The following is a 23060-nucleotide window of genomic DNA, read 5'->3' on the forward strand; positions in this document are numbered from 1 at the left end:
CCTTATATGTCAATATTGAAATTAAATTTTAAAAAATAATTTATTTAAGGAAGTGAACTTTTTGAAAAAACGTAAAGAACGAATTGCTCGTCAAAAATACTTACAGCAAATCAAACATATTAAAGGTATCAGCCGAACAGCTTCATACGTTGGCACAGGTTTTTTACTTGGTTCAGCTACCTTGCCAATTTTTAAAGCAAAAGCCGATACTACAGCTGCTCAAAATACAGTCACTTCTACTGTTGGATCTACAAATTCTAGCGGAAGTAGCAGCACACTGGCTTCCAGTACAAGTTCAGCCAACTCAACTAGTTCATCTGCTTCATCTGCTTCAACTCCAACTAGTTCTGCTAACTCAACAATAGCAAGCAGCTCTTCAAGTAGCGCTGCTCAAAAATCTTCCGTTGTAGCTTCAAGTAGCTCTGTAAGTTCACAAAGTTCGGCAACTTCTAGTTCCAGTAGCTCAACCAGTTCATCGGTTTCATCTGTGAGTGGTGTTACATTGAATACAACTTCGCTGACTTCTGCACCTGTAAAGGTAGCTACTTTTATTAATAGTATTGCTAGTTCTGCACAACAAGTTGCACAACAATATAATCTCTACGCATCTCTAATGATTGCGCAAGCCGCGACTGAAAGCGGCTGGGGTTCTAGTACTCTGTCTACCAAAGCTCACAATCTCTTTGGAATTAAATATTCTGGTTCTGGTAGCTATATTACTATGAATACTCAAGAATACTATAGCGGTGCTTACCATACTGTTTCTGCTAAATTTCAATCTTATAGCAGTTATAGTGACTCATTAGTTGCATATGCAAAGCTAATCTCTAATAATTTCAGCAATTCGACCAAGGCTAATGCATCTTCGGTTTCAATTGCTGCATCTAACCTAGCCAAGGGTAAGTATGGTACATATGCAACTGATCCTAGTTATGCTACAAAGCTTTTGAACATTATTAATCTATATGGTCTAACAAAATATGATACTGGTTCTTCAACAAGTTCTACTGGTTCTTCAACAAGTTCTACTGGTTCTTCTTCAACATCTAACTCTAACAGCTCCACCACTGGTTCTGCTAGCAGCTCTTCGACTTCATCATATATTGTTAAGTCTGGGGATTCGCTTTGGGCTGTCGCTAACAAGTATGGGATTTCTGTTGCTAATTTGAAGAGTTGGAACAATCTTTCTTCCGATATTATCTACATTGGACAGTCTTTGAAAGTTTCTAATTCTGCTTCGCAATCAAGTAACAGCAATAGTAGCTCTAGCTCTTCGAATTCAACTTCTAGCTCTAGTCAGTCAAGTTCAAGCACTTCTTCAACTTCATCGGCTTCGACTTACACCGTTAAGTCTGGGGATTCACTTTGGGCTGTCGCTAACAAGTATGGGATTTCTGTTGCTAATTTGAAGAGTTGGAACAATCTTTCTTCCAATACTATCTACATTGGACAGTCTTTAAAAGTTTCTAATTCTGCTTCACAATCAAGCAATAGTAGCTCTAGTCAGTCAAGTTCAAGCACTTCTTCAACTTCATCGGCTTCGACTTACACCGTTAAGTCTGGGGATTCGCTTTGGGCTGTCGCTAACAAGTATGGGATTTCTGTTGCTAATTTGAAGAGTTGGAACAATCTTTCTTCCAATACTATCTACATTGGACAATCTTTGAAAGTTTCTAATTCTGCTTCACAATCAAGTAACAGCAATAGTAGCTCTAGCTCTTCGACTCCTAGCTCTAGTCAGTCAAGTTCAAGCACTTCTTCAACTTCATCAACTTCGACTTACACTGTTAAGTCTGGGGATTCGCTTTGGGCTGTCGCTAACAAGTATGGGATTTCTGTTGCTAATTTGAAGAGTTGGAACAATCTTTCTTCCAATACTATCTACATTGGACAATCTTTGAAAGTTTCTAATTCTGCTTCACAATCAAGTAACAGCAATAGTAGCTCTAGCTCTTCGAATTCAACTTCTAGCTCTAGTCAGTCAAGTTCAAGCACTTCTTCAACTTCATCGGCTTCGACTTACACCGTTAAGTCTGGGGATTCACTTTGGGCTGTCGCTAATAAGTATGGGATTTCTGTTGCTAATTTGAAGAGTTGGAACAATCTTTCTTCCGATATTATCTACATTGGACAGTCTTTGAAAGTTTCTAATTCTGCTTCACAATCAATTAACAGCAATAGTAGCTCTAGCTCTTCGAATTCAACTTCTAGCTCTAGTCAGTCAAGTTCAAGCACTTCTTCAACTTCATCGGCTTCGACTTACACCGTTAAGTCTGGGGATTCACTTTGGGCTGTCGCTAATAAGTATGGACTTACGGTAACTAAATTAAAAGAATTGAATTCTTTGAACACTAATACAATCTATATTGGACAAACACTAAAAATTTCAAGTAAAACAACAGCAACTAGCTCAACAACTAATAGCAGCTCTAGTTCGGCCACTTCTTCAACCAAAAAGACATACACCGTTAAATCTGGAGATTCCTTGTGGCAAATAGCTGTTAAATATAATACAACTGTTACACAACTTAAATCTACAAATCATTTAAGTTCTGACACTATTTATGTTGGACAAGCACTTATAGTTAACAATTAATAAAAAGACTACTAGATTGCCATAATAGATAAAATCTATCACTGATAAGAGAACATTTTTCGAAAAAAAGTGAGTGTGACATGAGTGAAGTGCCTTACAAAACTTGGACATGTAAATCAAGTTTTGGAGGTGCTTTTTTGACACGTAATTATACCTACAGCTTTAAGTTGAAAGTAGTTAAAGAATATTTAAATGGTGAAAATTCACTCCACACACTGTGTCTGAAATATAAGATGCCGAGTGATACTCCATTAGTAATTTGGGTGTCGCGTTATAAAGCTTTTGGCCCTACCGGTCTTAAACAGCTTAAACGCCGACACTATTCTAATGATTTCAAGGTAGCGGTTATTACCTATTACTTGAACCATTCTACCAGTATTCAAAAAACAGCCATCCACTTTGATATCAGCCACACAGTCGTTTATAATTGGCTTAAATTAATGCGGCAATTTGGAATTAAAGCCGTAATTTCATCTAAGATAGGACGACCCAAGATGGTTAAGAAAAAGAAAGAAACATCCAAGAAAAAGACCGAACAACAGTTAATAGAGAGACAACAAAAACAAATCAGACATTTAGAACAGGAACTTTCCTATACTAAAATTGAGAATGTTTATCTAAAAAAATTGGATGCCGTAATTCGAAACAAAAAACAGCACTAAAAGTTAAAACAATTAACGAATTGCGGCGTGATTATCCCTTTATTACGCTCTTAAAAGTTGCGGGACTTGCGCGTTCGACGTATTACTATCATTTAGCTTGTCTAAACCGGCCTGATAAATATCGTCAGGTTAAACAAATTATTCGGCAAGAATTTGCCCGCTCTCATCAAACTTATGGTTATCGTCGCATGAGATTTGTTTTAAAACAGCATCATGTTAAACTTTGTCTAGAAACTGTTCGTAAAATTATGTTTTCTATGGGTCTGAAAGTTACTCTTTTTTCAAAACATTCTGGTCGGTACAACTCATATCATGGTCATGTTGGACAGGTGGTACCTAACTTGCTCAAGCAACAATTCAAGGCCCATAAACCATATACTGTTTTGCATACTGACGTCAGTCAGTTTAAACTTACGTGTGGAAAATGGGGTTATATTTCGACAGTTATTGATGAGGCTAGTAATGAAGTTTTAGCCGCTAAAGTTAGTTCAACACCCAATCGTGTTTTAATCGATCAAACCCTTGAGACAGTCATTAAAAAGATTCCCGCAACAACTAAACCAATTCTACACTCTGATCAAGGATGGCAATATCAAATGACCAATTATCAAGCTAAACTAAGACATCATCATTTCATTCAAAGCATGTCCCGTAAGGGAAATTGTTTAGACAATGCTCCAGTTGAGAGCTTTTTCAGTATGCTTAAACGTGAATGTTTAAGGCGCATTAAGGTTACTTCGCTCAGTGAACTAAGTACATTAGTGGAACATTATGTTGCTTGGTATAATAACCAGCGAATTTCACTTAAGCGTCACGGATTAACTCCAGTCGAATATCGTAAACAGTATCTAACTAATAATTAAAACAAACATGTCTAACTTTTTTATGGCACTTCACTTTTGACCCAGCTCCTTATTTAAATTAGCAACAGTTGATACATTCAAAAATAAAAGATATGAAACTTGTCTGTTTCAAGTTGATACCGTAAGGATGTATAATGATTATATTCTGATAAAGCGGGGAGAAAATATGACTGAAATAACACGATTTTACAATGATTTCCAACCAGCACATTATGATATTTATATTGATGTAAATCGAGAAACAAAAAGGATAAAAGGTACGGTAAAAATAACAGGGGTTGCTAAAAGTACTGATATTGCAATTCATCAAAAGAACTTGAATATTAGTTTGGTTGAGGTAAGTGGGAAGCAAAGAGAGTTTGAGCTTGATGAAGCCAATGATGCTCTCCACCTGACTGTAGATAAACTGGGTGAAGTCGAAGTCAAGATTGATTACGAGACAAAATTGACTGATTCGATGATGGGAATTTATCCGTCTTATTATGAAGTTGATGGTGTCAAAAAACAGATTATTGGAACTCAGTTTGAGACAAACTTTGCACGCCAAGCATTTCCATGTATTGATGAACCAGAGGCGAAAGCAACTTTTGATTTGGCTTTGAAATATGATGAGAAACCAGGAGAATTGACGCTGGCCAATATGCCTGAAAATCATGTTGAAGATGGCGTACATTATTTTGATACGACTGTTCGGATGTCAACATATCTAGTGGCATTTGCATTTGGAGATTTGCAAGCTAAGTATACTGAGACTAAAAGTGGAGTTAAGATTGGTGTTTTTGCAACAAAAGCACATAAGCCTAATGAACTAGACTTTGGTTTGGATATCGCAAAGCGTTCAATTGAATTTTATGAAGATTTCTATGAAACACCATACCCACTTCCACATTCATGGCAACTGGCCTTGCCTGATTTTTCAGCAGGAGCAATGGAAAATTGGGGCTTGGTGACTTATCGTGAAGCATACTTAACATTGGATCCTGACAACACATCATTGGATATGAAACAGCTTGTTGCAACCATAATTGCCCATGAATTGGCACATCAATGGTTTGGTGACTTAGTAACTATGAAGTGGTGGGATGACCTGTGGTTGAATGAAAGTTTTGCTAATATGATGGAATACGTGGCAATTGATGCTCTAGAGCCTGAATGGAGAATTTGGGAAACTTTCCAAGCTGCAGAAGCACCTGCTGCATTACAAAGAGATGCAACTGATGGGGTCCAGTCAGTTCATGTTCAAGTCGAAAATCCTGCTGAAATTGATGCACTTTTTGATGGAGCGATTGTTTATGCTAAGGGAGCTAGGATGCTAGTAATGGTTCGAGCATTAATTGGTGATGATGCTTTACGCGCAGGGTTAAAGAATTATTTTGAAGAACATCAATATAATAATGCAACTGGTGCTGATTTATGGAATGCACTGGGTAAGGCATCAGGAATGGATGTATTGGCAATAATTAATTCTTGGTTAGAGCAACCAGGTTATCCTGTAGTAACAGCAAAAGTTGTAAATAATGATGTTGTTTTATCACAGCAACAATTCTTTATTGGTGAAGGACATGATGTAAAACGTCAATGGCAAATTCCACTAAGTAGTAATTACGCTGAGATTCCTACGATTATGTCGGAAAAGGAAATCACCATTGCTGGATACCAGAGTTTGCGGGAGAAAAACGGTGAGCCTTTACGTATTAATGTAGGTAATAACTCACACTTTATCGTTAAATATGATGATACGTTGTTAAGTGATATCTTAGGCGATGTTACAAAATATGATTCAATTACGCAACTGCAAATTCTTCAGGACTTACGCTTGTTAGCTGAAGGAAATCAAGTTTCATATGAAACAATCGTACCATTGCTTAGCAAGTTTGCAGATAGTAAATATGCACTAGTTAACACAGCACTGTACAGTGTAACGAAGAACTTACGGAAATTTGTAACACCACATACTACGGAAGAACAAAATTTAAAAGAGCTTTATAATAAATTAAGTGAGCATCAAATTGAACGTTTGGGTTGGAAGCAAACACCAAATGAATCAGTTGATGATCAACTAACAAGACCATATGTTGTTGGTGCAGCTATATATGGAGATAATGAACAGGCTATTGCACAAGCACATGAACTTTTTGTCGCTAATAAGGATAAATTATTAAGCTTACAGGCAGACGTTCGTGCAGCAATATTAGTAAATGAAGTTAAGAATTTTGGTAGTTCTGAACTATTTAGTCAGTTGTTGGAAGAACATCGACAATCAGCAGATGGCAGCTACAAAGCAGATATCTGTGGGGCATTAACAAGTGCCAAGGATCCAGTAATCCTTAGGGAACTTGTTGACAAATTTGAAGATGCTGAAACAATCAAACCACAAGATTTACGTGCCTGGTTTACGGGAGTATTAGCAAATGATGAAGGTGAGCAATTAGCTTGGGATTGGATTAGAAACGAGTGGCAATGGTTGGAAGATACCGTTGGCGGTGACATGGAGTTTACAACTTTTATCACAGTAATTGCACGAATTTTACGTACAGATAAAAGGTTATCTGAATTTAAAGAGTTTTTTGAACCTAAATTGGCGGTGCCTGGATTGACACGTGAGATTAAGATGGACATAAAAGTGATTGAAAGTCGTGTCAAACTCATTGATGAACAAAAAGATAGTGTAAATAGAGCAATTAAAGAAGCATTGTAATATAAGTTATAAGTCGAAATTTATGTAAATTAAAAGATTTAAATAAACTAAAACCGTCCTTAAAAAGTTAGATTGGTAACAAACTTTTTAAGGACGGTATTTTTGTTCTTTATTTTAATGATGTCGTGTATGTTCTGCCAAATGAACTAAATGAGTCAAGAATGCATGAGTTGTTGCCTCATAACGGTATTTTCTACCTAATTCAACGATATAGCCGTTAATGTAATCAACTTCTGTTGGTCGGTTATTTGACATATCCTGGTACATCGAAGGGTAATGTAGTGGATTGGCAACTTTGGATACATAGTTAACACTGTCTAGTTCCTCTTGCCGTGAATTAATCATAGTAATATTCGCGCGTTCACAGACATCATAAGCCTCATTAATTAACTGGCGACTTAGTTCATCAGCACTTGGATAACTTGCGAATTCTCCCATGGTAATTTCAAAAAGTGTGCACAGTGTATTAACAACAGAATTGAAAACAACTTTGGCCATTAGTGTACCTAAGAAATTAGTAGTTAGAGTAGGATTGAATTGTGCTTTTTCAAGTTCAGCTACAATATTGTGTGTCATTTCATCTGGTTTTTCAGTATAATTTGCTAGATTCATTGTTCCAGCTCCGCGAGCCCCAATGAAATCAACATCACCAGGTCCATTTAAAACAGTAGCAACAAGCGCCGTTCCAGCAATTAATTTTTCTGGTTTAAAATAGTTCAAGAGCTTTTCAACATGTCCCATTCCGTTCATACAAGTCAAGACATATTGTCTGTCGTTGAATTTAGGTGCCATTCGTTGAAGCAGTTTTTCAAGTTGCATTTGTTTTGCAAAAACAACCCATACATCAGGATTTCCAGTGTATTCCTCAGGATAAAACATCTTAATAGGAGTAAGATGTTTATTTTCGTGATCTCGTGATACCAAGACCCCATTTTGTTTCTTAACAGCTTCAACATTCGGTTCCCAAGTATCAACAAAGTCAACATCATTGCCCGCTTCTTGAAGTAAAACACCATAACGATAACCCATAGCGCCTGAGCCTAATACTGTAAATTTCATGAGAATTCCTCCTAATAATGTTTTATGAGATTTTATAATGAAAATGAAAAAAGACATCCAATAGACAATGTCTAAAGGACGCCTTTGCGTGGTACCACCTTTGTTCACTCACAAGTGAGTCTCTATTCGAACTAAAAAAAACAATTCGTCAGCACTATAGTGGGTGCACCCAAAGTGATTTACTATGTATTGTAATTTCAATCACTACGCTCAGAGATGATTTTTATTAATCTAGGATACCTTCTTTCACCAATACAAGGCTCGCTAAATCCGACTGATCAATAAAGCTTCTCCTCAACACGTTATCTCATATTTCTTTAATATATGTGAAGTCTAATCCTTTTTTTTATTGTAGTCAATAGATTTTAGAAGAAAAGTTAATGTTATATAAAATGAAATTAAAATTAGTTTTTTATTAAAAAAAGATTGACATCCTAAGTTACTAAGGATAAACTTATACCAATATTGATAGACTAAATTTATTCAAATGTAGATATTAGTAGTTTAGTTTTGCTTAGAGAATATGTGGTGGTGTGAACATATCAAAACTAATTTACGAGAGGTATGTTTGAGAGCTTGCTTTTAGAGGCGAGATGGATACTTCCATTACGAAGTTGGAATAACAGTTTTGTTATTTCCTTTGAGATGAACTTTTTAGTTCGAAAAAAGGTGGTACCGCGTTTATAAACGCCCTTAGATTGATTTCATCATCAATCTAAGGGCATTTTTTGTGTTAAAAATAAAAAGGAGATGTTGATATTATGAAGTATGGAATTATTGGTGCAGGTGCAATGGGGTATCGCTACGGGGTTATGTTGCAAGAAAACGCAGGAGTTGAAGTTGATTTCATTGATACATGGGAACCAAATGTTGAAAAAGTTCGTGAATTAGGTGGTGTTTCTGTTGCCAGAGATCATGAAAATCGGCGAGTTGTCCCAATTAATATTTATTACCCAGAAGAATATCAAGGTCATCCCGATGTATGGATAATTTTTAAAAAACAGATGCAACTTGATGAAGAACTCGCACGCGATGCCAAGGCTGAGCTTTTTCATGATGATCAATATGTTTTTTCCGCGATGAATGGAATGGGACATTTTGAAAAAATCGCTCAATACTTTGCACCTGAGAAAATAATTTGTGGTACCGCTATGATTGCCACAAGATTGGATGGACCAGCAGATGTTGATTTCATGGGGGAAAAGGGTGCAGAAGTTATGCATCTTGCCATGTATGCCAGCAAAAGTGTTCCTAGCAATGTTACAGAATTTATAACGGATTTGAAAAAGGCATATTTAGGACCTATTGTTGTAGAAGATTATCTTGGGATGTGTATGTCGAAAGTTGTTTTCAATGCAGTGGTTAATACTTTGTGTACAATGTTCGAAGTTCAAATGGGACAGTTTATTGAGTATGAGGGTGTTCCACAAATGGCTCGTCAGTTGTTTGATGAAGCATATGATGCATGTGAAAGAGCTGGGATTTATCTAATAGAGACCAGACAAGAAGAAATTGATTCAGTTACAACTACAAGTCATGCACTCAAATATCATTATCCTTCCATGTATCAAGATTTTTCTAAGGGAAGACCTACAGAAGTAGATTACATTAATGGCTATATTGCAAAAATTGGACGTGAACATGATTATGTTTGTCGTACCCACGAATTTGTTACACAGCAGGTTCATTTAGCTGAATTAATGAGAAAATATCACTAAAAAGCATTTTACACAATCTACTTGACGAGATACTAAAATGATTGATATACTCTAGCCTATAATCATGTTTAAATTCAAGAAGTTAAAAAAGGGGGAAATCATTATGGTATTCGGACACGTTCTATTTGGAACTATCGCAGTTATTGGTGTTTTACTCTTAGAAGTAGGCTTTTATCGAGAATTTAATCGCTTAAATATGATTCAGAAGTTAGGTATCTTTTTAACTATCTTTGGATTAATTGCAACAACTGCACTAGGAGTTTTTGTAGCTGGTAACTTTCTTGCTGGTTCAGTGATTGCAGCAATTGGCGTAGTGTTGCTAGGAGTATTGGTACGACCAGTATTTGGTACTGAAAAAACAAAATAGTTTAGCATGAACTAGAAAATTAATTTAATAAATAGGTGCTCTCAGAAGAGAGTACCTATTTTTATTTTATGTAGCTGATTTCAGCATCAATTTTGTCTTTGTTGACAATTGTATTATCAAGTCTTTTATGACCGGCTTTTTCCAATTGACTTACCCTCTAAATTTAATCCTAACTGCCTAATACAGTCATAATGTAGCAAAGAAAAGTAAGAATAGTCAATTGAATAACTTGAGTGAGTACAAACATATTGAGATTGGATCAAACTAGGGTAGATATCAAATTTTACAATAAATGAATTATATTTTTGTGGTCAATGTTTCAAAATATTTTAAAATAGCATTTTTCACACTGTCATGATATTTTCGTTCCTCCAATGATGGAAGATAACTTAAATAAAGTTTTCGTTTTAAAGTATTTGGTCCTAAATGAGCTAGATGAATTCGAGGTTTTACTGTTGTATTCCAGGACATTTCAGGAATGAAACCTATTCCAATATTTTCCGAAATCAAACCAAATAAAGTACTTAGGTCACTTGTTACAAATTCGGGTTTAATTAGTATTTTTGATTTTTTAAAATGATCCTCAATGATTTCTCTTAATGGAGTTGGAGAGGTCATAATAATTTTTTGTTCTTTTAATTGTTCCAGTTTAATTGTATCAAAGGAAGATAATTCAGAATTGATACTTGTCGCGACAAGTATCTCTTCAGCAAGCAGTAAGATATTTTCGTTGCCCTTAATTGGATGAGTGGAGAATTCAAAATCATAACGATCCAACCAATCACTTCCTAGGCCATGTTGTGCAAGCTGAATATCTACTTCCGGAACTAATTTTTTGATATGATGAATAATTTCCGGAATAAGTGGTGATGTACGTTGAATGGGGCTGTGCCATAAGTCCCTAAGTGAAAGAGCTTCACCAGAGAAAGTAATGATTTTTCTGGTGAAGCTCTTTTGGTATAATTAAAAATAAAAAAGCACTGGTTGGAGCCAGTACTTTCAAAAACAATACCCCTATAGAAAGGATAATCAAAATGTACAATAATTATAACATAAATCAGACTGTACTTAGTATTAAAACTGACTGGGAGCCAAAAGAAAATCATCCTGCACGGATGATTAATCAAATAGTTGAAGACCTTAAAATTAATGATCCTTACATCTTTGGACGACCGCGTAAGTATGATCTGCGTGTACTTTTAAAATTAATTTTGTTTGCGTACACAAAAGGTATCTTTAGTAGTCGCCGTATTAATACCTTGGCAGAGGAGAATTTGGCAGCCCGTTGGCTGACACAAGAACAGGTTCCAGCCTACCGAACAATTTGTCGTTTTAGAATTTCAGATGAAGTTGAGAGCTTGATTAATCAATGTATTCTAAAACTAACCAAATATCTGAAACAAAACAATTTTATTGATGAAGTTACTTTTATTGACGGGACTAAAATTTTAGCTGATGCCAATAAATATAGTTTTGTTTGGCGTAAGAATACGATTCGTTTTGACAAGCTTAATCGCTCTGCGATTATAACCCTTCTGGAAGAATTAAATGACGCTAAGTTTAAGTGTCAGCTCCCAGCAGAGACAGATCTTACTTTAGAAATGCTTGATGAAATTACCTTGCGGTTAGAAAATGACTTGAAAGATTTGAATAAAAAGATTGAAAAAGAACATATCTCTCCAAACCCAGACAAGTCAAGGCGTCGAAAACTAAAATCTTTAAAACGAAAACTTAAGTTACGGCAAACTAAATTATTAGCTCATAAAATACAAACCAGAATTTATGGTAAAAGAAATAGTTATTCAAAAACAGATCATGATGCAACTTTCATGCGTGTTAAGGAAGATCCAATGCTCAACGGACAGCTAAAACCGGCTTATAATCTACAAATCGCCACAAGTAAACAATTTGTAACTGCCTTCGGCATTTTTCAAAATCCAGGAGATACCAAAACATTAATTCCTTTTTTACAGCAACAAAAAGCAGCTGGAACTTTAGGTAAGTATATTGTGGCTGATGCAGGATACGGTTCAGAATCAAATTATCGATATCTCGAAGATGAATTACCTGAACATACAGCGTTAATTCCATATGGGACAATGTTAAAAGAAAATAGTCGCAAATGGAAAAGTGATGACCGTAAGGTCATGAATTGGGCGTATCATCCTAAAGACGATTATTTTATTGATCTGCAGGGAGTTAGATTTAGTTTTTATGCTTACCGTAAGCGCAAAGATAAGTACGGATTTGTACGTGAATTTAAAGAGTATCAGGCAAACAAATACGATAACGATTTTAAAATTGATCACCGAGCATTCACTAAAAACGGAAATCCTCGTAAAATAAGTATTAATAGCGCATGGGAGTATTTCAAAGCTAAGGAACGCAAGTTGCTTTCAAATCACCAAACTGGTTCAATTTACGGACAACGTAAAATAGATGTTGAATCAGTTTTTGGTGGATTGAAGGCTTGTTTGGGTTTTAAAAAATTTTCGGTTAGAGGTCTTGAGAAGGTAAAAAGGGAAGCTGGAATTGCCTTGATGGCAATGAATATTAGAAAATTGGTGGCGAAAGGCACCAATTATAACTGTTTTATAAACCAAAAGAAGAGATTAGTGAAAATCAAAGAACGATTTTCACTAATCTCTTCTATTTTGAAGGACTTATGGCACAGCCCCTTTTAACTCATTAAGTCTTCGAGCATCGATAACGGCACTATCTATCATTTCGAGTGCCTTTTGAATATTATGTTGAAAAGATTTACCCTGAGGATTTAATTCGAGTGAATGTTTGTTGCGTGAGAAAAATTCAACACCAAGTTCTTGTTCAAGTTCTCTGATACTACGGCTAAGAGCAGGTTGGGAGATATGCAGTTTTTTGGCAGTTTGAGAGACATTTTCAGTTTCAGCAACCTCGATAAAGTAATGTAATTGTAAAAGACGCATAATTACCTCCTTATATAACTTTTTTGTTATAGTCTATTGCACACATTGTATTTTACAGTTATATAGTATAGCAATATAATTTCATTAAATTAAAAAAAAATTAAAAAGGAGTGAGCTTTATCGTGAAAAATTCATTGCGACACATCTGGAATACTTTGAAAAGATTTTCAGTGAATTCATACATCTAAAAAGTATTGATGAAAATGAAGATAAGGAAGCTGCTGCCTTTTTTGTAGCTAGGTTAGTAACAGAATTATTAGGTGCAAAAGTAGAAGTTATCGACACAAAAGGTTCTCCATTGGTTATTGCAACGATTATTGGTGATACAAGAACAACTAAATTATTTTATGGGCATTATGATGTGATGAATCCAGGGGATATTACTGAATGGGACAACGATCCCTTTATTCTAAAAAAAGATAGAGGTAGATATTGGGGTAGAGGAACGGGTGACAATAAGGGACAGTTATTAGCAGTGATTTTTGGATTGTACATGTATAAAGAACTTCACAGGACCTTTCCTTTTAGCATTCAGCTTGTAATTGAAGGTGAAGAAGAGCAAGGAAGCCCGCACTTGAAAGCAGCAATAACAGATGCAAAAAAAATGTTGCATGATGTGGATTCAACTTTTGTGATTGATGGTTCAATTAATCAATTAGGTGAACATATTCTGAGATTGGGTAATCGGGGAGCACTGGGTCTTGCGTTAACGGCAAATACTGCTTTACGGGATAATCACTCAGGAAATATGGGGAATGTTATGGATAATGCAGCCATAAAACTTATTAATATATTAAATAAAGTTTATGACTTTTCCCAACATAGAGTATTGATTCCAGATTTTTACGAGGGAGTTAGAGAACCAAATCAACAAGAAAAGGAGTGGATAGCTGCCTTACCCTATGAAAAAGAGATAATCAAAAAACAGACTGGTGTTAAAAAGTTACCACCTAACAATAAAGAATATTATCATAAATTAATGTTTGAACCTACTTTTAATATTTCGGGAATGAATGCAGGGTATAGCGGAAAAGGTATAAAAACAATTATTCCGCACCAGGCTACTTTAAAAATAGATTGCAGACTAGTAGGGAGTCAAAACCTCACTAAAATAAAAAAAGGATTGCAACAAATATTAAGAGAGGAATCTGATTCAAATGAATTTGTGGTTGAATATTTAGTTGAAGTTCCAGCCAGTAATACCGCAAGTAATGCACCAGATGTGACGAAAATATGTAAAGCATTGAAAAAAATAGATGGAAAGGCTTTGGTAGAACCTGTTATGCCAGGAACCGTGCCCAACTATATTTGGACAGACATTTTGAAAGTGCCCACATATACACTACCTCTTGCAAATTTTGACCAAGCAAACCACGCTGTAAATGAGAATATTAGTAAAAAAGCGTTTGTTGAAGGTATTACGTTAATATATGAATTAGTAGAAAATTTAATCTAAGTTAGACATGAGGGAGAAATGATTATGAATCAAACGATGGAAAAGAAAGCCAAAAATAACTTTTATCTTAATTTATATTGCATTTATAATTTGTTTTATTGATCGTTCAGCAATAAATATTGCTCTTTCGTATATTGGAACAGAGTTTCATCTGAGCACTACACAATTAGGTGTTATTTCAAGTGCATTTTTCTTTAGTTATGCCTTTATGCAAATTCCAGGTGGTTGGCTCACTGATAAATTTGGATCTAAACTGACGGTAGTTATTGCAATTACTATGTGGTCTATCTTTACTATTATGACAGGCTTTGCGTGGTCACTTGCATCATTATTAGTTATTCGAGTTCTGTTTGGAATAGGTGAAGGTGCATTTCCTTCTGCTAGTCTGAAACAAATTGCGGAAGAATTTACTTACAAGTCTCGCTCACAGGCAACATCAGCAATTGTTTCATCAAACTATGTTGGAGCAGCAATTGCTCCTGTTTTAATTGCCCCAATTCTTGCAACTTTTGGGTGGAAGAATGCTTTTCATTTAATGGGGATTTTAGGCTTAGTTTTTGTAATAGCATACTTTTTCTTATTACGTCCAATTAAAAAACAGAATCAAACATTTGCGGGAAGCGCTCAAAAAGTACCTTTAAAAAAGGTTATTTTTAATAAAATGATTTGGCAGTTTGTCATTGTCGTTTTTGGTTTAAGCGTGATTACAAAAGGTTTGGATTCTTGGATGCCAACATATTTACTACAAGTAAGACACATTAACTTAGCGGGAATTGCTTGGATGGTGCCTTTACCATCTGTAGCAGCAGGTGTGGGTGCTATTTTGAGTGGATATCTAATGGTTCATTTTTTTGTAGGAAAAGAGAAATGGTTTATTGCTTTAGCAAGTCTGTTTACTACGATATTCATGTTTGGAATGTATCATTCTACAGGATTAACAGGTGTTATCTCATTCGAAATATTAACATACTTTTTTAAATCAATGGCATTTAGTGGCTGCTTTGCACTATTTGCGCAATTAGCTTCAAGGGAGTCATATGGTTCCTCTGTTGGAATTGTCAATTTTGGAGGGCAATTGGCAGGATTCTTAGCACCTATTTTGATTGGTATTTTAGTAGAACAATTTGGCGGATCGTATAGTGTAGCATTTTTATTCTTGGTAGCTACAGCAGCGGTATCATTTATTGTTTCACTAACATTCAATACTGAGAGAATGGCTGCTTCAAAAGAGAATGCAGAAATTAATTAGTTATAGGGGGATCAGAGTAATGTTTATTAAGAGTGCAAAAATGTATAAAGTCGATTTACCTTTAAACAAGCCTTTTGAAACGAGTTTTGCGGCAATGAAGTATAAGAAGTGTGTAATCCTAGAACTAAAAGACCAAGATGGCACGGTTGGCTATGGTGAATCTTCTGCATTAGAGGTACCATTCTATAATGAAGAGTTTAGAGACGGTAGTTGGAATCTATTGGAAAAACAAATGCTTCCGAAGATAATGAATGTCCAAATTGATCATCCAGATGATATTTACAAAATCTTTGCATATATAAGAATGAATAATATGTCAAAATCTGCAATTAATTGTGCATTATGGGACATATATGCAAAACAAAATAAACAAACCTTAGCAGAAGCTCTTGGTGGAAATAAGAAAAAAGTTGAAACGGGTGTCAGCATTGGTGTACAAGAATCACCAGAAGCTCTAGTCAAAGCGGTCGCGGGATATATTACTGATGGCTATCGACGGATTAAGATGAAAATCAAACCCGGCAAAGATTATGAATATATTTCTGAAGTAAGAAAGAACTTTCCAAATGCTATGCTGATGGCGGATGCAAATTCAGCATACCGTCTAAAAGATATTGAAATGTTAAAAAAGCTGGATAATTTGGATTTAATCATGATTGAGCAACCACTAGAACCAGGAGATTTAATTGATCATGCGGCACTTCAAGCACAATTAAAAACGAGTATCTGTTTGGATGAGAGCATAGTTAGTCCTGATGATGTTGAAAAAATGTTGAAATTAAAAAGTGGTCGAATTATCAATATTAAAGTTGCACGTGTTGGTGGATTAGGTATTGCTAAAAAAATACAAAAATTAGCTATGGAAAATGGGATTGAATGTTGGTGTGGTGGAATGCTTGATTCCGGGATTGCACGTGCTGCAAATGTTGCGATTGCAACGCTACCGGGATATACGTTACCCAATGATATTGCTGCTTCACATCGATATTATGATGCGGATATTATCAAGCCAGAAATTGAACTTGATGGAACATTTGTAAATGTCTCTAAAGAAAATGGGTTGGGGTATCAACCTGATTTCGAAAATTTAGCTAGATTTACAGTAGCGGAAAAGGAAATACACTGAAGCCTAGAAAAGTTATAATGTAGATTGATTAAGCGGAAAATTTTGACTTATAGAATATAATCATCTGATATAAATAAGGAGGTAGGGCCAATATTTTGGCCTTATCTCCTTATTTATTTAAAATTAAATTGTATACTAAGCTTCAATTAAGTCGTTAAAGAAACTTAAGAGTCGTTCCTTGGTTAACTGTTCTTTTTCTGGGCCAGAAACGTCAAAAACGACCTTACCTTTATCTAATACAATCAAGCGATTTCCATATTTTAGTGCATCATCTAGGTGATGTGTAATCATTAAGCAGGTTAGTTGCTGCTTTGAAATTGTGTTGTTTGTTTGTGTCATTAGTTGAAAACTTGTTTTAGGATCTAAGGCAGCTGTGTGTTCATCAAGTAATAATAATTCTGGTTTCTTTACAACAGCCATTAAAAAACTAAGTGCCTGTCTTTGACCACCTGAAAGATTTTCAGTTGCAACATCTAACTTAGTACTTAATCCATTACTCATGATACTAGTTAATTTTTTAAATTGCGGTTTGTGCTTGTTTAAGTGGCGGAACATCAGATTACGCGAGCTGCCTCGACGCAGAGCTAAATTTAAATTTTCTGCAACGGTCATCCGTGGAGCAGTTCCCATTTTGGGATCTTGGAAAACGCGACCTAGATGTTGTGCTCTTTTCTCAACTGTTTCTTTTGTAATGTCTGTTCCATTCAACACAATATGACCACTAGTTATTGCCAAACTGCCAGCAATTGTATTGAACAATGTGGATTTACCAGCACCATTTGAACCTAGAACTGTAATAAAGTCCCCAGGATAAATATCCAAGCTCAAGTTATTTAAAATAACATTCTCGGAAGGTGTGCCTGCATTTACGGTGGTCACAATATTTTTTAGGGAAAGAATCGGTTTATTTTGCATTCTTAAAACCTCCATGCATCAGAATTTTATTCAATCTCAATTTTTTCCCTAGTACAGGAGACATGAGACAAAGAGCTAATATTATTGCTGATAATAAGTTGAGATCGTTTGTGCTGAAACCAAGTTGTAAAACAATTAAAATGACAAAGCGGTAAATAATGCTACCCAAAGTTACAGCAATTAATCTTTGATTGAGTGTTAGTTCACCGAAGACAACTTCACCAATAATAATTGATGCGAGCGCAATTACAATGATTCCGATTCCCATGTTAATATCTGCATAGCCGTTACTTTGAGAGATGAGAGCTCCACCAAGGCCAATAATTCCGTTAGAAAGCATCAAACCCATAATGGTCATCGAATCGGTATTTATTCCCAGAGAACGTGCCATCATAGGGTTATCTCCAGTTGCGATAAATGCCTGTCCTAGCTCGGTTTGGAGAAATAGCATTAGTAAAATTGTGATTATTCCAACTGTGACTAGTCCAACAAAAACACTGTCAAAATACTTAGGTAGCGATTCGAGAAAATGGTTAGAGAAAATCGTCTGTTTTCCTAAAAGAGAGACATTTGAACCACCCATGATGCGAAGATTAATTGATAAGCATGCTGTCATTACAAGAATCCCAGCCAATAGGATAGGAATCTTACCTTTAGTATATAGTAATCCAGTCAATAATCCTGCAAGCGCTCCGGCGATAAAGCCAAGGATACAAGCTAACAAAGGCGATACACCGTGTGTTATTGCAGCAGTTGTTACAGCTGCTCCTAAGGGGAAAGTCCCTTCAACAGTCATATCTGGAAAATTCAGAATTCGAAATGTTAAAAATAAGGCAACTCCTAATATGGCCCATAAAAGACCCTGACCTATACTTGAGACAATCATACTCATTTGAAAACCTCTCCTTTGCTTTGTGCTTGTTTGACAATGTCATCAGGTAATGTAATTCCTAATAATTTGGCTTCTTTTGTATTAATTACATATTCTCCTTTAGTTACATACTGAACTGGGAAGGTGGCAGTTTTTCGACCTCTAAGAACCTGTGCAGCCATTTCCCCAGCAACCTTGCCTAATTTATATTGACTAATTGCATATGATGCAAGTCCACCATCTTTAACCATTGTGTCAGCTGCTGCAAAAACAGGGATTTTTGATTTGTTACCAACTTCGACTAAGGTCTTCATAGCAGATGCTACTTCATTGTCTTGAGGTGCATAAACCGCATCTACTTGTGAAACCATTTGTTCAGCAACTTGTTGCATATCATTTGTACCTGAAATAGTATAAAGTTTATAGTTTATTCCTTCTTCTTTGCAAAGTGCAGCGAATTTTTTTGCATTATATGTGCCACCATGATCAGAAGATGTATAGATAATACCAATTGTTTTAGCATTTGGCATGACTTTTTTAATTAATGCCAATTGTTTTTTAAGTGGTGATTCACCTGAGGTACCAGTAACATTAGCTCCAGGATGCTTATCAGATTTAACCAAACCAGCTCCAGAAGGATTGGTAATTCCCGCAAGAATCACAGGTGTTTGCTTACCGGCTACATTAGCTAGAGCTTGTGCTGCAGGGGTAGCAATACCAGCCATTAATGAGACCTTTTCATTTACGAATTTAGTACTCATAGTTTTTAAGTTGCTCTGATCACCCTGGGCATTTTGAAAATCAATCTTGATATTCTTACCAGGTATGTAACCATATTCTTTTAGTCCCGCCACAAATCCTTTATGAATTTGATTGAGTGCAGGATGGGTCATCAACTGTAGAATTCCGACAGTAGGGACTTCTTTCTTTGTTGTTGTGTTTGACGAATTGTTTTGGGTCATAAAGAAGGCGACGCCCAAGAATATAACTAGTGCTGCAATAAAACCATAAAGTCTTTTCATAATTAAGATCTCCCCATTTTTTATTATAAATAATGAGAGCAAATAAAAAGGGCAAACCAGCTGCCTGGTCGCCCTCGAACCAAAGCCTGCTGTGTAGACCCATGCAGACTTCTTTTTAGAATACAAGAAAGTTAGTCAGCACGGATACAAACTGTTTGCCAGATTGTATCCGCGTAACTACGAATTACAATCCACTATGCTGGCTTTGCCATGAAATATTCAACGTGAATAAAATAGACTTTCTCATACTCAATCTCGTCCTTTCGGTAATTGTTGATGCTAGTATATTGTTAATTATTCAAAGTGTCAAGAATAATTGTTAAATTTTTGCAAAATTACTGTTGTTTTTTTGATGATGTTCAATATCCATTTTAACATCATCCGCAATATCAGCGATTGTGACTTTGCGCATCTTTGCTTCTGTGGTACTTTGAATTTCTAAGTAATATTTATTTAAAACCGTCGGGATAACATGTCCAACCTGACATTCCTTCGAAGTATTTTGATCGACTTTTAACAGCGGAGAATCAGGGCAGGTTGCCATATATACATCAAAAATTGTAATTTCACTTGGATCTCTTTTTAGCTTGGGACAAGCAGCTCCTTGAGTAGTTTCAAGTAGATTTGCTTTGCGCAACTGTCCCATCATTCTACGTGTCAAGCTAGGATTAGTATTGAGGCTACTTGCAATCAGTTCGCTTGTGAGTTTGTCACTATTATGCATCTCAATATACACTAGAATATGAATTAAATCGCTTAGACGATTATTAGCCATTAAAATAACCTTCCCTTCTGCTGTTGTTACTTTAAAAGTAATATAGCATAAAACATTGAAAAAATAAATAAAGAAGTTTGAGGATCTTATCTTCCATTGGGTAAAATCACATAGAATATAAAAAGTAACAAGGATTGGTCTGCCAGTCACTAGAAAGCTATTAAAAGAGAAAACGCTTTACAGCAAAATGATTTAAAGTTATTCTGAAAATATAAGAAAATATGTTAGGAAATGGGGAGATTATAATCTCAATTAAATTAATTGCAATTGATATAGATGGAACACTTGTAAATTCACAAAAAAGATTAACAGAGAAAGTCAAGCGAACAATCAATCAGGCCACAAAGAATAATATAAAGGTAGTGTTATGTACTGGAAGACCAATTTCTGGCGTCAGAAAATTGTTGAAGGAATTAGATCTTGATAATCAAGATAATCAATATGTGATTTGCTTTGGTGGTGCAGTGATCCAAACAACTGCGGGTAAAATAATCAGTTCTCAGCCAATTACTTATCAAAATTATTTAGAACTTGAAAAACTGGCACGCAAACTAAATCTGCATTTTCATGCAATCAGTGAGGACCGAATTTATACGGCAAATAGGGATATTGGATATTATACAGTGTATGAGAGTACCTTGGTTTCACTAGGGATATCTTATCGTACACCAGCTGAGATGAGTAATATTAGGTTAATTAAGGCAATGTTTATTGATGACCAGGTTATTTTGGACAAGGCATTAAGTAATTGGGAACCATTTGCGAAGTTGGAAAATAATCTTGTTTTTACTAAAAGTGCGCCTTTTTATCTAGAAGCCAATGCAAAGGGGGTTAACAAGGGGAATGCCTTGTCCAAGTTAGGGGCAGTTCTGGGAATAACTTCAGCTGAAATTATGGCTATCGGTGATGAGCAGAATGATTTAAGTATGATTAAATATGCAGGAACAGGTGTTGCAATGGGCAATGCAATTGGAAAAATTAAAGAGATGGCAAATGTAATTACCGATGATAATGACCATGACGGGGTGGCAACAGCAATTGAAAACTATGCTTTATAATTATTAGTGAGAAAGCCTTTTGATAAATTCTGATTTTCTTTTCTGCAGAAAATTGATATAGTTCTTATTAGAGTTGTGGAAATTCTAAAGCAACTCTTTTTCTTTGTTTAATTAGTGAAAAAATCATTTTCATAATAAGACTTCAAAAGAGAAAGTTAATTTATTGCAAAAAGATGGAGGTTTGAAATGGAAAATGAGGATAATAAGGTACGTCAAAATATATGGTTAATAATTGCAGCGGTAGGAATGTTTACTTTTATGTCAACTTTGGATTCTTCAATTATTAATATTGCATTACCTGTAATCTCTAAAGATTTAGCAGTTCCCATGAACAAGGCAACTTGGACGGTGTCAATTTATTTAATATTTATTTCAGGATTGTTAACTTTTTTTGGAGGACTGGGAGATCAGATAGGAAAGATCAAAGTTTTTAAGATAGGAACTTATGTTTTTACAATAGGTTCGTTGCTTGCTGGAATTAATGCAGGATTGTGGTTTCTTCTTTTTGCAAGGATTGTTCAAGCATTGGGAGCTGCAATGACCATGAGCAACAGTTTTGGAATTATTACAGGTATGGCACCACTGAAAATGCGTGCACGTGCAATGGCTTTAAATGCAATGTTTGTGTCACTAGGAACAATTACTGGACCAGGGCTTGGTGGCTTAATATTGGAGCACTTCAAATGGTCATATATTTTCTGGGTAAATGTACCTGTTGGAATTATAGCAATTATTATTGGAATGAAAGTATTGCCACAAGAAGTAAGAACTACTAAAAAAATTAATTTTGATTATCTAGGAATTATTAGTCTCTTTTTGACAATTAGTATTTTCTTTTTAGGTGTAAATATTGGACAAGAGCAAGGATTCTTAGAAGTTATTCCACTTGGCCTGTTTGTAGGTTCACTAATATTATTAGTTTATTTTGTTGTTCACGAATTACACACGGACAAGCCTTTATTGGACCTAACAATTTTTAAATCATCACTATTTACAATTAGTTTGATTGCAGCTTTTCTGATATTTACAAGTAACTTTTTTATCAACGTATTATTGCCATTTTATTTTGAAAATCTGAGAGGTGCCTCTTCTGGAACGTCTGGAATCTACATGATGATCTGGCCAGTCACAATGTTAATTGGAACACCAATCGCTGGTTATATTGCTGATAAATTTGATCAAGAGTATGTTACATTGTTTGGATTAACAGTCTTAGCGCTATCTTTTTTCGGTTGGAGAGTTGTTAATGAAGGGTCTTCTTTATTATTTGTAGGGATGCTCTTAATTCTTGGCGGTGTGGGAATGTCGTTTTTTCAAACCCCTAATAATGCTTTAATTATGACAAATGTACCTAGGGCAAAGTTGGGTGTTGCTGGAGCGATGAATGCATTGGCTAGAAATCTAGGGATGATTTCCGGAACAAGTCTTGTGACTACCATTTTGTACTTTGCTATGAGTCAAAAGATAGGGTATACCATTACTAGTTATCCTACTCATGATAGTAGTGTTTTTGTGTATGGCATGCACATCGCTTTTACGAGTGCAACGTATATTATTTCGTTTACATGGTTATTGACGTTGTATCGTGTTTGGATGAAAGTAAAAAAGAACTAAAGTTATGTATGCAAAAGTAACTGGTCAATATTAAAGTTGAAGTGCCCCATAATAGTTAGACAAAAA

At 35.4% G+C, this 23060-nt stretch carries 19 protein-coding genes and 1 other annotated feature; of the genes, 12 read left to right on the forward strand and 7 right to left on the reverse strand.

What is annotated here, in order from left to right:
- The first annotated feature begins 61 nt into the window (after positions 1-61).
- The 4 genes from G6O70_RS03270 (at position 62) to G6O70_RS03285 (ending at position 6819) form a co-directional block, all read left to right on the forward strand.
- A complete protein-coding gene (locus tag G6O70_RS03270; RefSeq protein WP_219934299.1) occupies positions 62-2596 on the forward strand; it encodes a LysM peptidoglycan-binding domain-containing protein in 2535 nt (844 codons plus the stop codon).
- 137 nt (positions 2597-2733) lie between these two features.
- Positions 2734-3258 (forward strand): helix-turn-helix domain-containing protein, encoded by a 525-nt coding sequence (locus G6O70_RS03275; protein ID WP_219934265.1) that lies wholly within the window; start codon positions 2734-2736, stop codon positions 3256-3258.
- Positions 3259-3278: 20 nt separating this feature from the next.
- Complete coding sequence (locus tag G6O70_RS03280) at positions 3279-4121, forward strand: IS3 family transposase (RefSeq protein ID WP_219934266.1); 843 nt, start codon at positions 3279-3281, stop codon at positions 4119-4121.
- 166 nt (positions 4122-4287) lie between these two features.
- The gene (locus G6O70_RS03285; RefSeq protein WP_057870409.1) at positions 4288-6819 is read left to right on the forward strand and encodes a M1 family metallopeptidase; all 2532 of its coding nucleotides are present in this window, start codon (positions 4288-4290) and stop codon (positions 6817-6819) included.
- Between the two features lie 114 nt (positions 6820-6933).
- Here the strand turns inward: G6O70_RS03285 and G6O70_RS03290 are convergent, their stop codons facing one another.
- Positions 6934-7878 carry a ketopantoate reductase family protein gene (locus G6O70_RS03290; protein WP_057870408.1) on the reverse strand — a complete coding sequence of 315 codons (945 nt, stop codon included), beginning with the start codon at positions 7876-7878 and terminating at the stop codon, positions 6934-6936.
- Between the two features lie 71 nt (positions 7879-7949).
- Positions 7950-8185, reverse strand: a binding site (T-box leader).
- 454 nt (positions 8186-8639) lie between these two features.
- Here G6O70_RS03290 and G6O70_RS03295 point away from each other — a divergent pair.
- The gene (locus tag G6O70_RS03295) at positions 8640-9596 is read left to right on the forward strand and encodes a ketopantoate reductase family protein (protein WP_057870407.1); all 957 of its coding nucleotides are present in this window, start codon (positions 8640-8642) and stop codon (positions 9594-9596) included.
- 103 nt (positions 9597-9699) lie between these two features.
- Positions 9700-9963 (forward strand): hypothetical protein, encoded by a 264-nt coding sequence (locus G6O70_RS03300; RefSeq protein ID WP_057870406.1) that lies wholly within the window; start codon positions 9700-9702, stop codon positions 9961-9963.
- 297 nt (positions 9964-10260) lie between these two features.
- On the opposite strand, the gene G6O70_RS03305 is transcribed toward G6O70_RS03300, so the two are convergent.
- Positions 10261-10899, reverse strand: coding sequence for a LysR family transcriptional regulator substrate-binding protein (locus G6O70_RS03305; RefSeq protein ID WP_083481956.1), 639 nt, complete (start codon positions 10897-10899; stop codon positions 10261-10263).
- Positions 10900-10997: 98 nt separating this feature from the next.
- Between G6O70_RS03305 and G6O70_RS03310 the strand changes: the two genes are divergently transcribed.
- On the forward strand, positions 10998-12647 hold the full coding sequence (locus G6O70_RS03310; protein ID WP_219934300.1) for an IS1182 family transposase: 1650 nt from the start codon (positions 10998-11000) through the stop codon (positions 12645-12647).
- On the opposite strand, the gene G6O70_RS03315 is transcribed toward G6O70_RS03310, so the two are convergent.
- Positions 12627-12908, reverse strand: coding sequence for a LysR family transcriptional regulator (locus G6O70_RS03315; RefSeq protein ID WP_057869712.1), 282 nt, complete (start codon positions 12906-12908; stop codon positions 12627-12629). The genes G6O70_RS03310 and G6O70_RS03315 overlap by 21 nt on opposite strands.
- Before the next feature lie 298 nt (positions 12909-13206).
- On the opposite strand from G6O70_RS03315, the gene G6O70_RS03320 reads away from it, so the two are divergent.
- From G6O70_RS03320 to menC, 3 genes are read left to right on the forward strand one after another with little or no spacing between them, the layout of a single operon-like run.
- Positions 13207-14364 (forward strand): M20/M25/M40 family metallo-hydrolase, encoded by a 1158-nt coding sequence (locus tag G6O70_RS03320; RefSeq protein ID WP_057869713.1) that lies wholly within the window; start codon positions 13207-13209, stop codon positions 14362-14364.
- A 28-nt stretch (positions 14365-14392) separates the two neighbouring features.
- Positions 14393-15613, forward strand: coding sequence for an MFS transporter (locus G6O70_RS03325; protein ID WP_057869714.1), 1221 nt, complete (start codon positions 14393-14395; stop codon positions 15611-15613).
- 19 nt (positions 15614-15632) lie between these two features.
- On the forward strand, positions 15633-16739 hold the full coding sequence (menC, locus tag G6O70_RS03330) for an o-succinylbenzoate synthase (RefSeq protein ID WP_057869715.1): 1107 nt from the start codon (positions 15633-15635) through the stop codon (positions 16737-16739).
- A gap of 135 nt (positions 16740-16874) precedes the next feature.
- Here menC and G6O70_RS03335 read toward each other — a convergent pair whose 3' ends face one another.
- The 4 genes from G6O70_RS03335 to G6O70_RS03350 form a co-directional block, all read right to left on the reverse strand.
- The gene (locus G6O70_RS03335) at positions 16875-17654 is read right to left on the reverse strand and encodes an ABC transporter ATP-binding protein (protein WP_057869716.1); all 780 of its coding nucleotides are present in this window, start codon (positions 17652-17654) and stop codon (positions 16875-16877) included.
- Positions 17644-18546 carry an ABC transporter permease gene (locus G6O70_RS03340; RefSeq protein WP_057869717.1) on the reverse strand — a complete coding sequence of 301 codons (903 nt, stop codon included), beginning with the start codon at positions 18544-18546 and terminating at the stop codon, positions 17644-17646. Before G6O70_RS03340 ends, G6O70_RS03335 begins: the two co-directional genes overlap by 11 nt.
- Positions 18543-19547, reverse strand: a complete 1005-nt coding sequence (gene trpX, locus G6O70_RS03345) for a tryptophan ABC transporter substrate-binding protein (protein ID WP_057869718.1) — start codon at positions 19545-19547, stop codon at positions 18543-18545. Before trpX ends, G6O70_RS03340 begins: the two co-directional genes overlap by 4 nt.
- Before the next feature lie 319 nt (positions 19548-19866).
- On the reverse strand, positions 19867-20322 hold the full coding sequence (locus tag G6O70_RS03350) for an Rrf2 family transcriptional regulator (protein WP_057869719.1): 456 nt from the start codon (positions 20320-20322) through the stop codon (positions 19867-19869).
- A gap of 221 nt (positions 20323-20543) precedes the next feature.
- On the opposite strand from G6O70_RS03350, the gene yidA reads away from it, so the two are divergent.
- Together yidA and G6O70_RS03360 are read left to right on the forward strand one after the other, a co-directional pair.
- The gene (gene yidA, locus G6O70_RS03355) at positions 20544-21380 is read left to right on the forward strand and encodes a sugar-phosphatase (protein ID WP_057869720.1); all 837 of its coding nucleotides are present in this window, start codon (positions 20544-20546) and stop codon (positions 21378-21380) included.
- Positions 21381-21566: 186 nt separating this feature from the next.
- Complete coding sequence (locus tag G6O70_RS03360; protein WP_057869721.1) at positions 21567-22994, forward strand: MFS transporter; 1428 nt, start codon at positions 21567-21569, stop codon at positions 22992-22994.
- Positions 22995-23060 lie beyond the last annotated feature (66 nt).

Source organism: Liquorilactobacillus hordei DSM 19519, assembly GCF_019443985.1.
GTDB lineage: Bacteria > Bacillota > Bacilli > Lactobacillales > Lactobacillaceae > Liquorilactobacillus > Liquorilactobacillus hordei.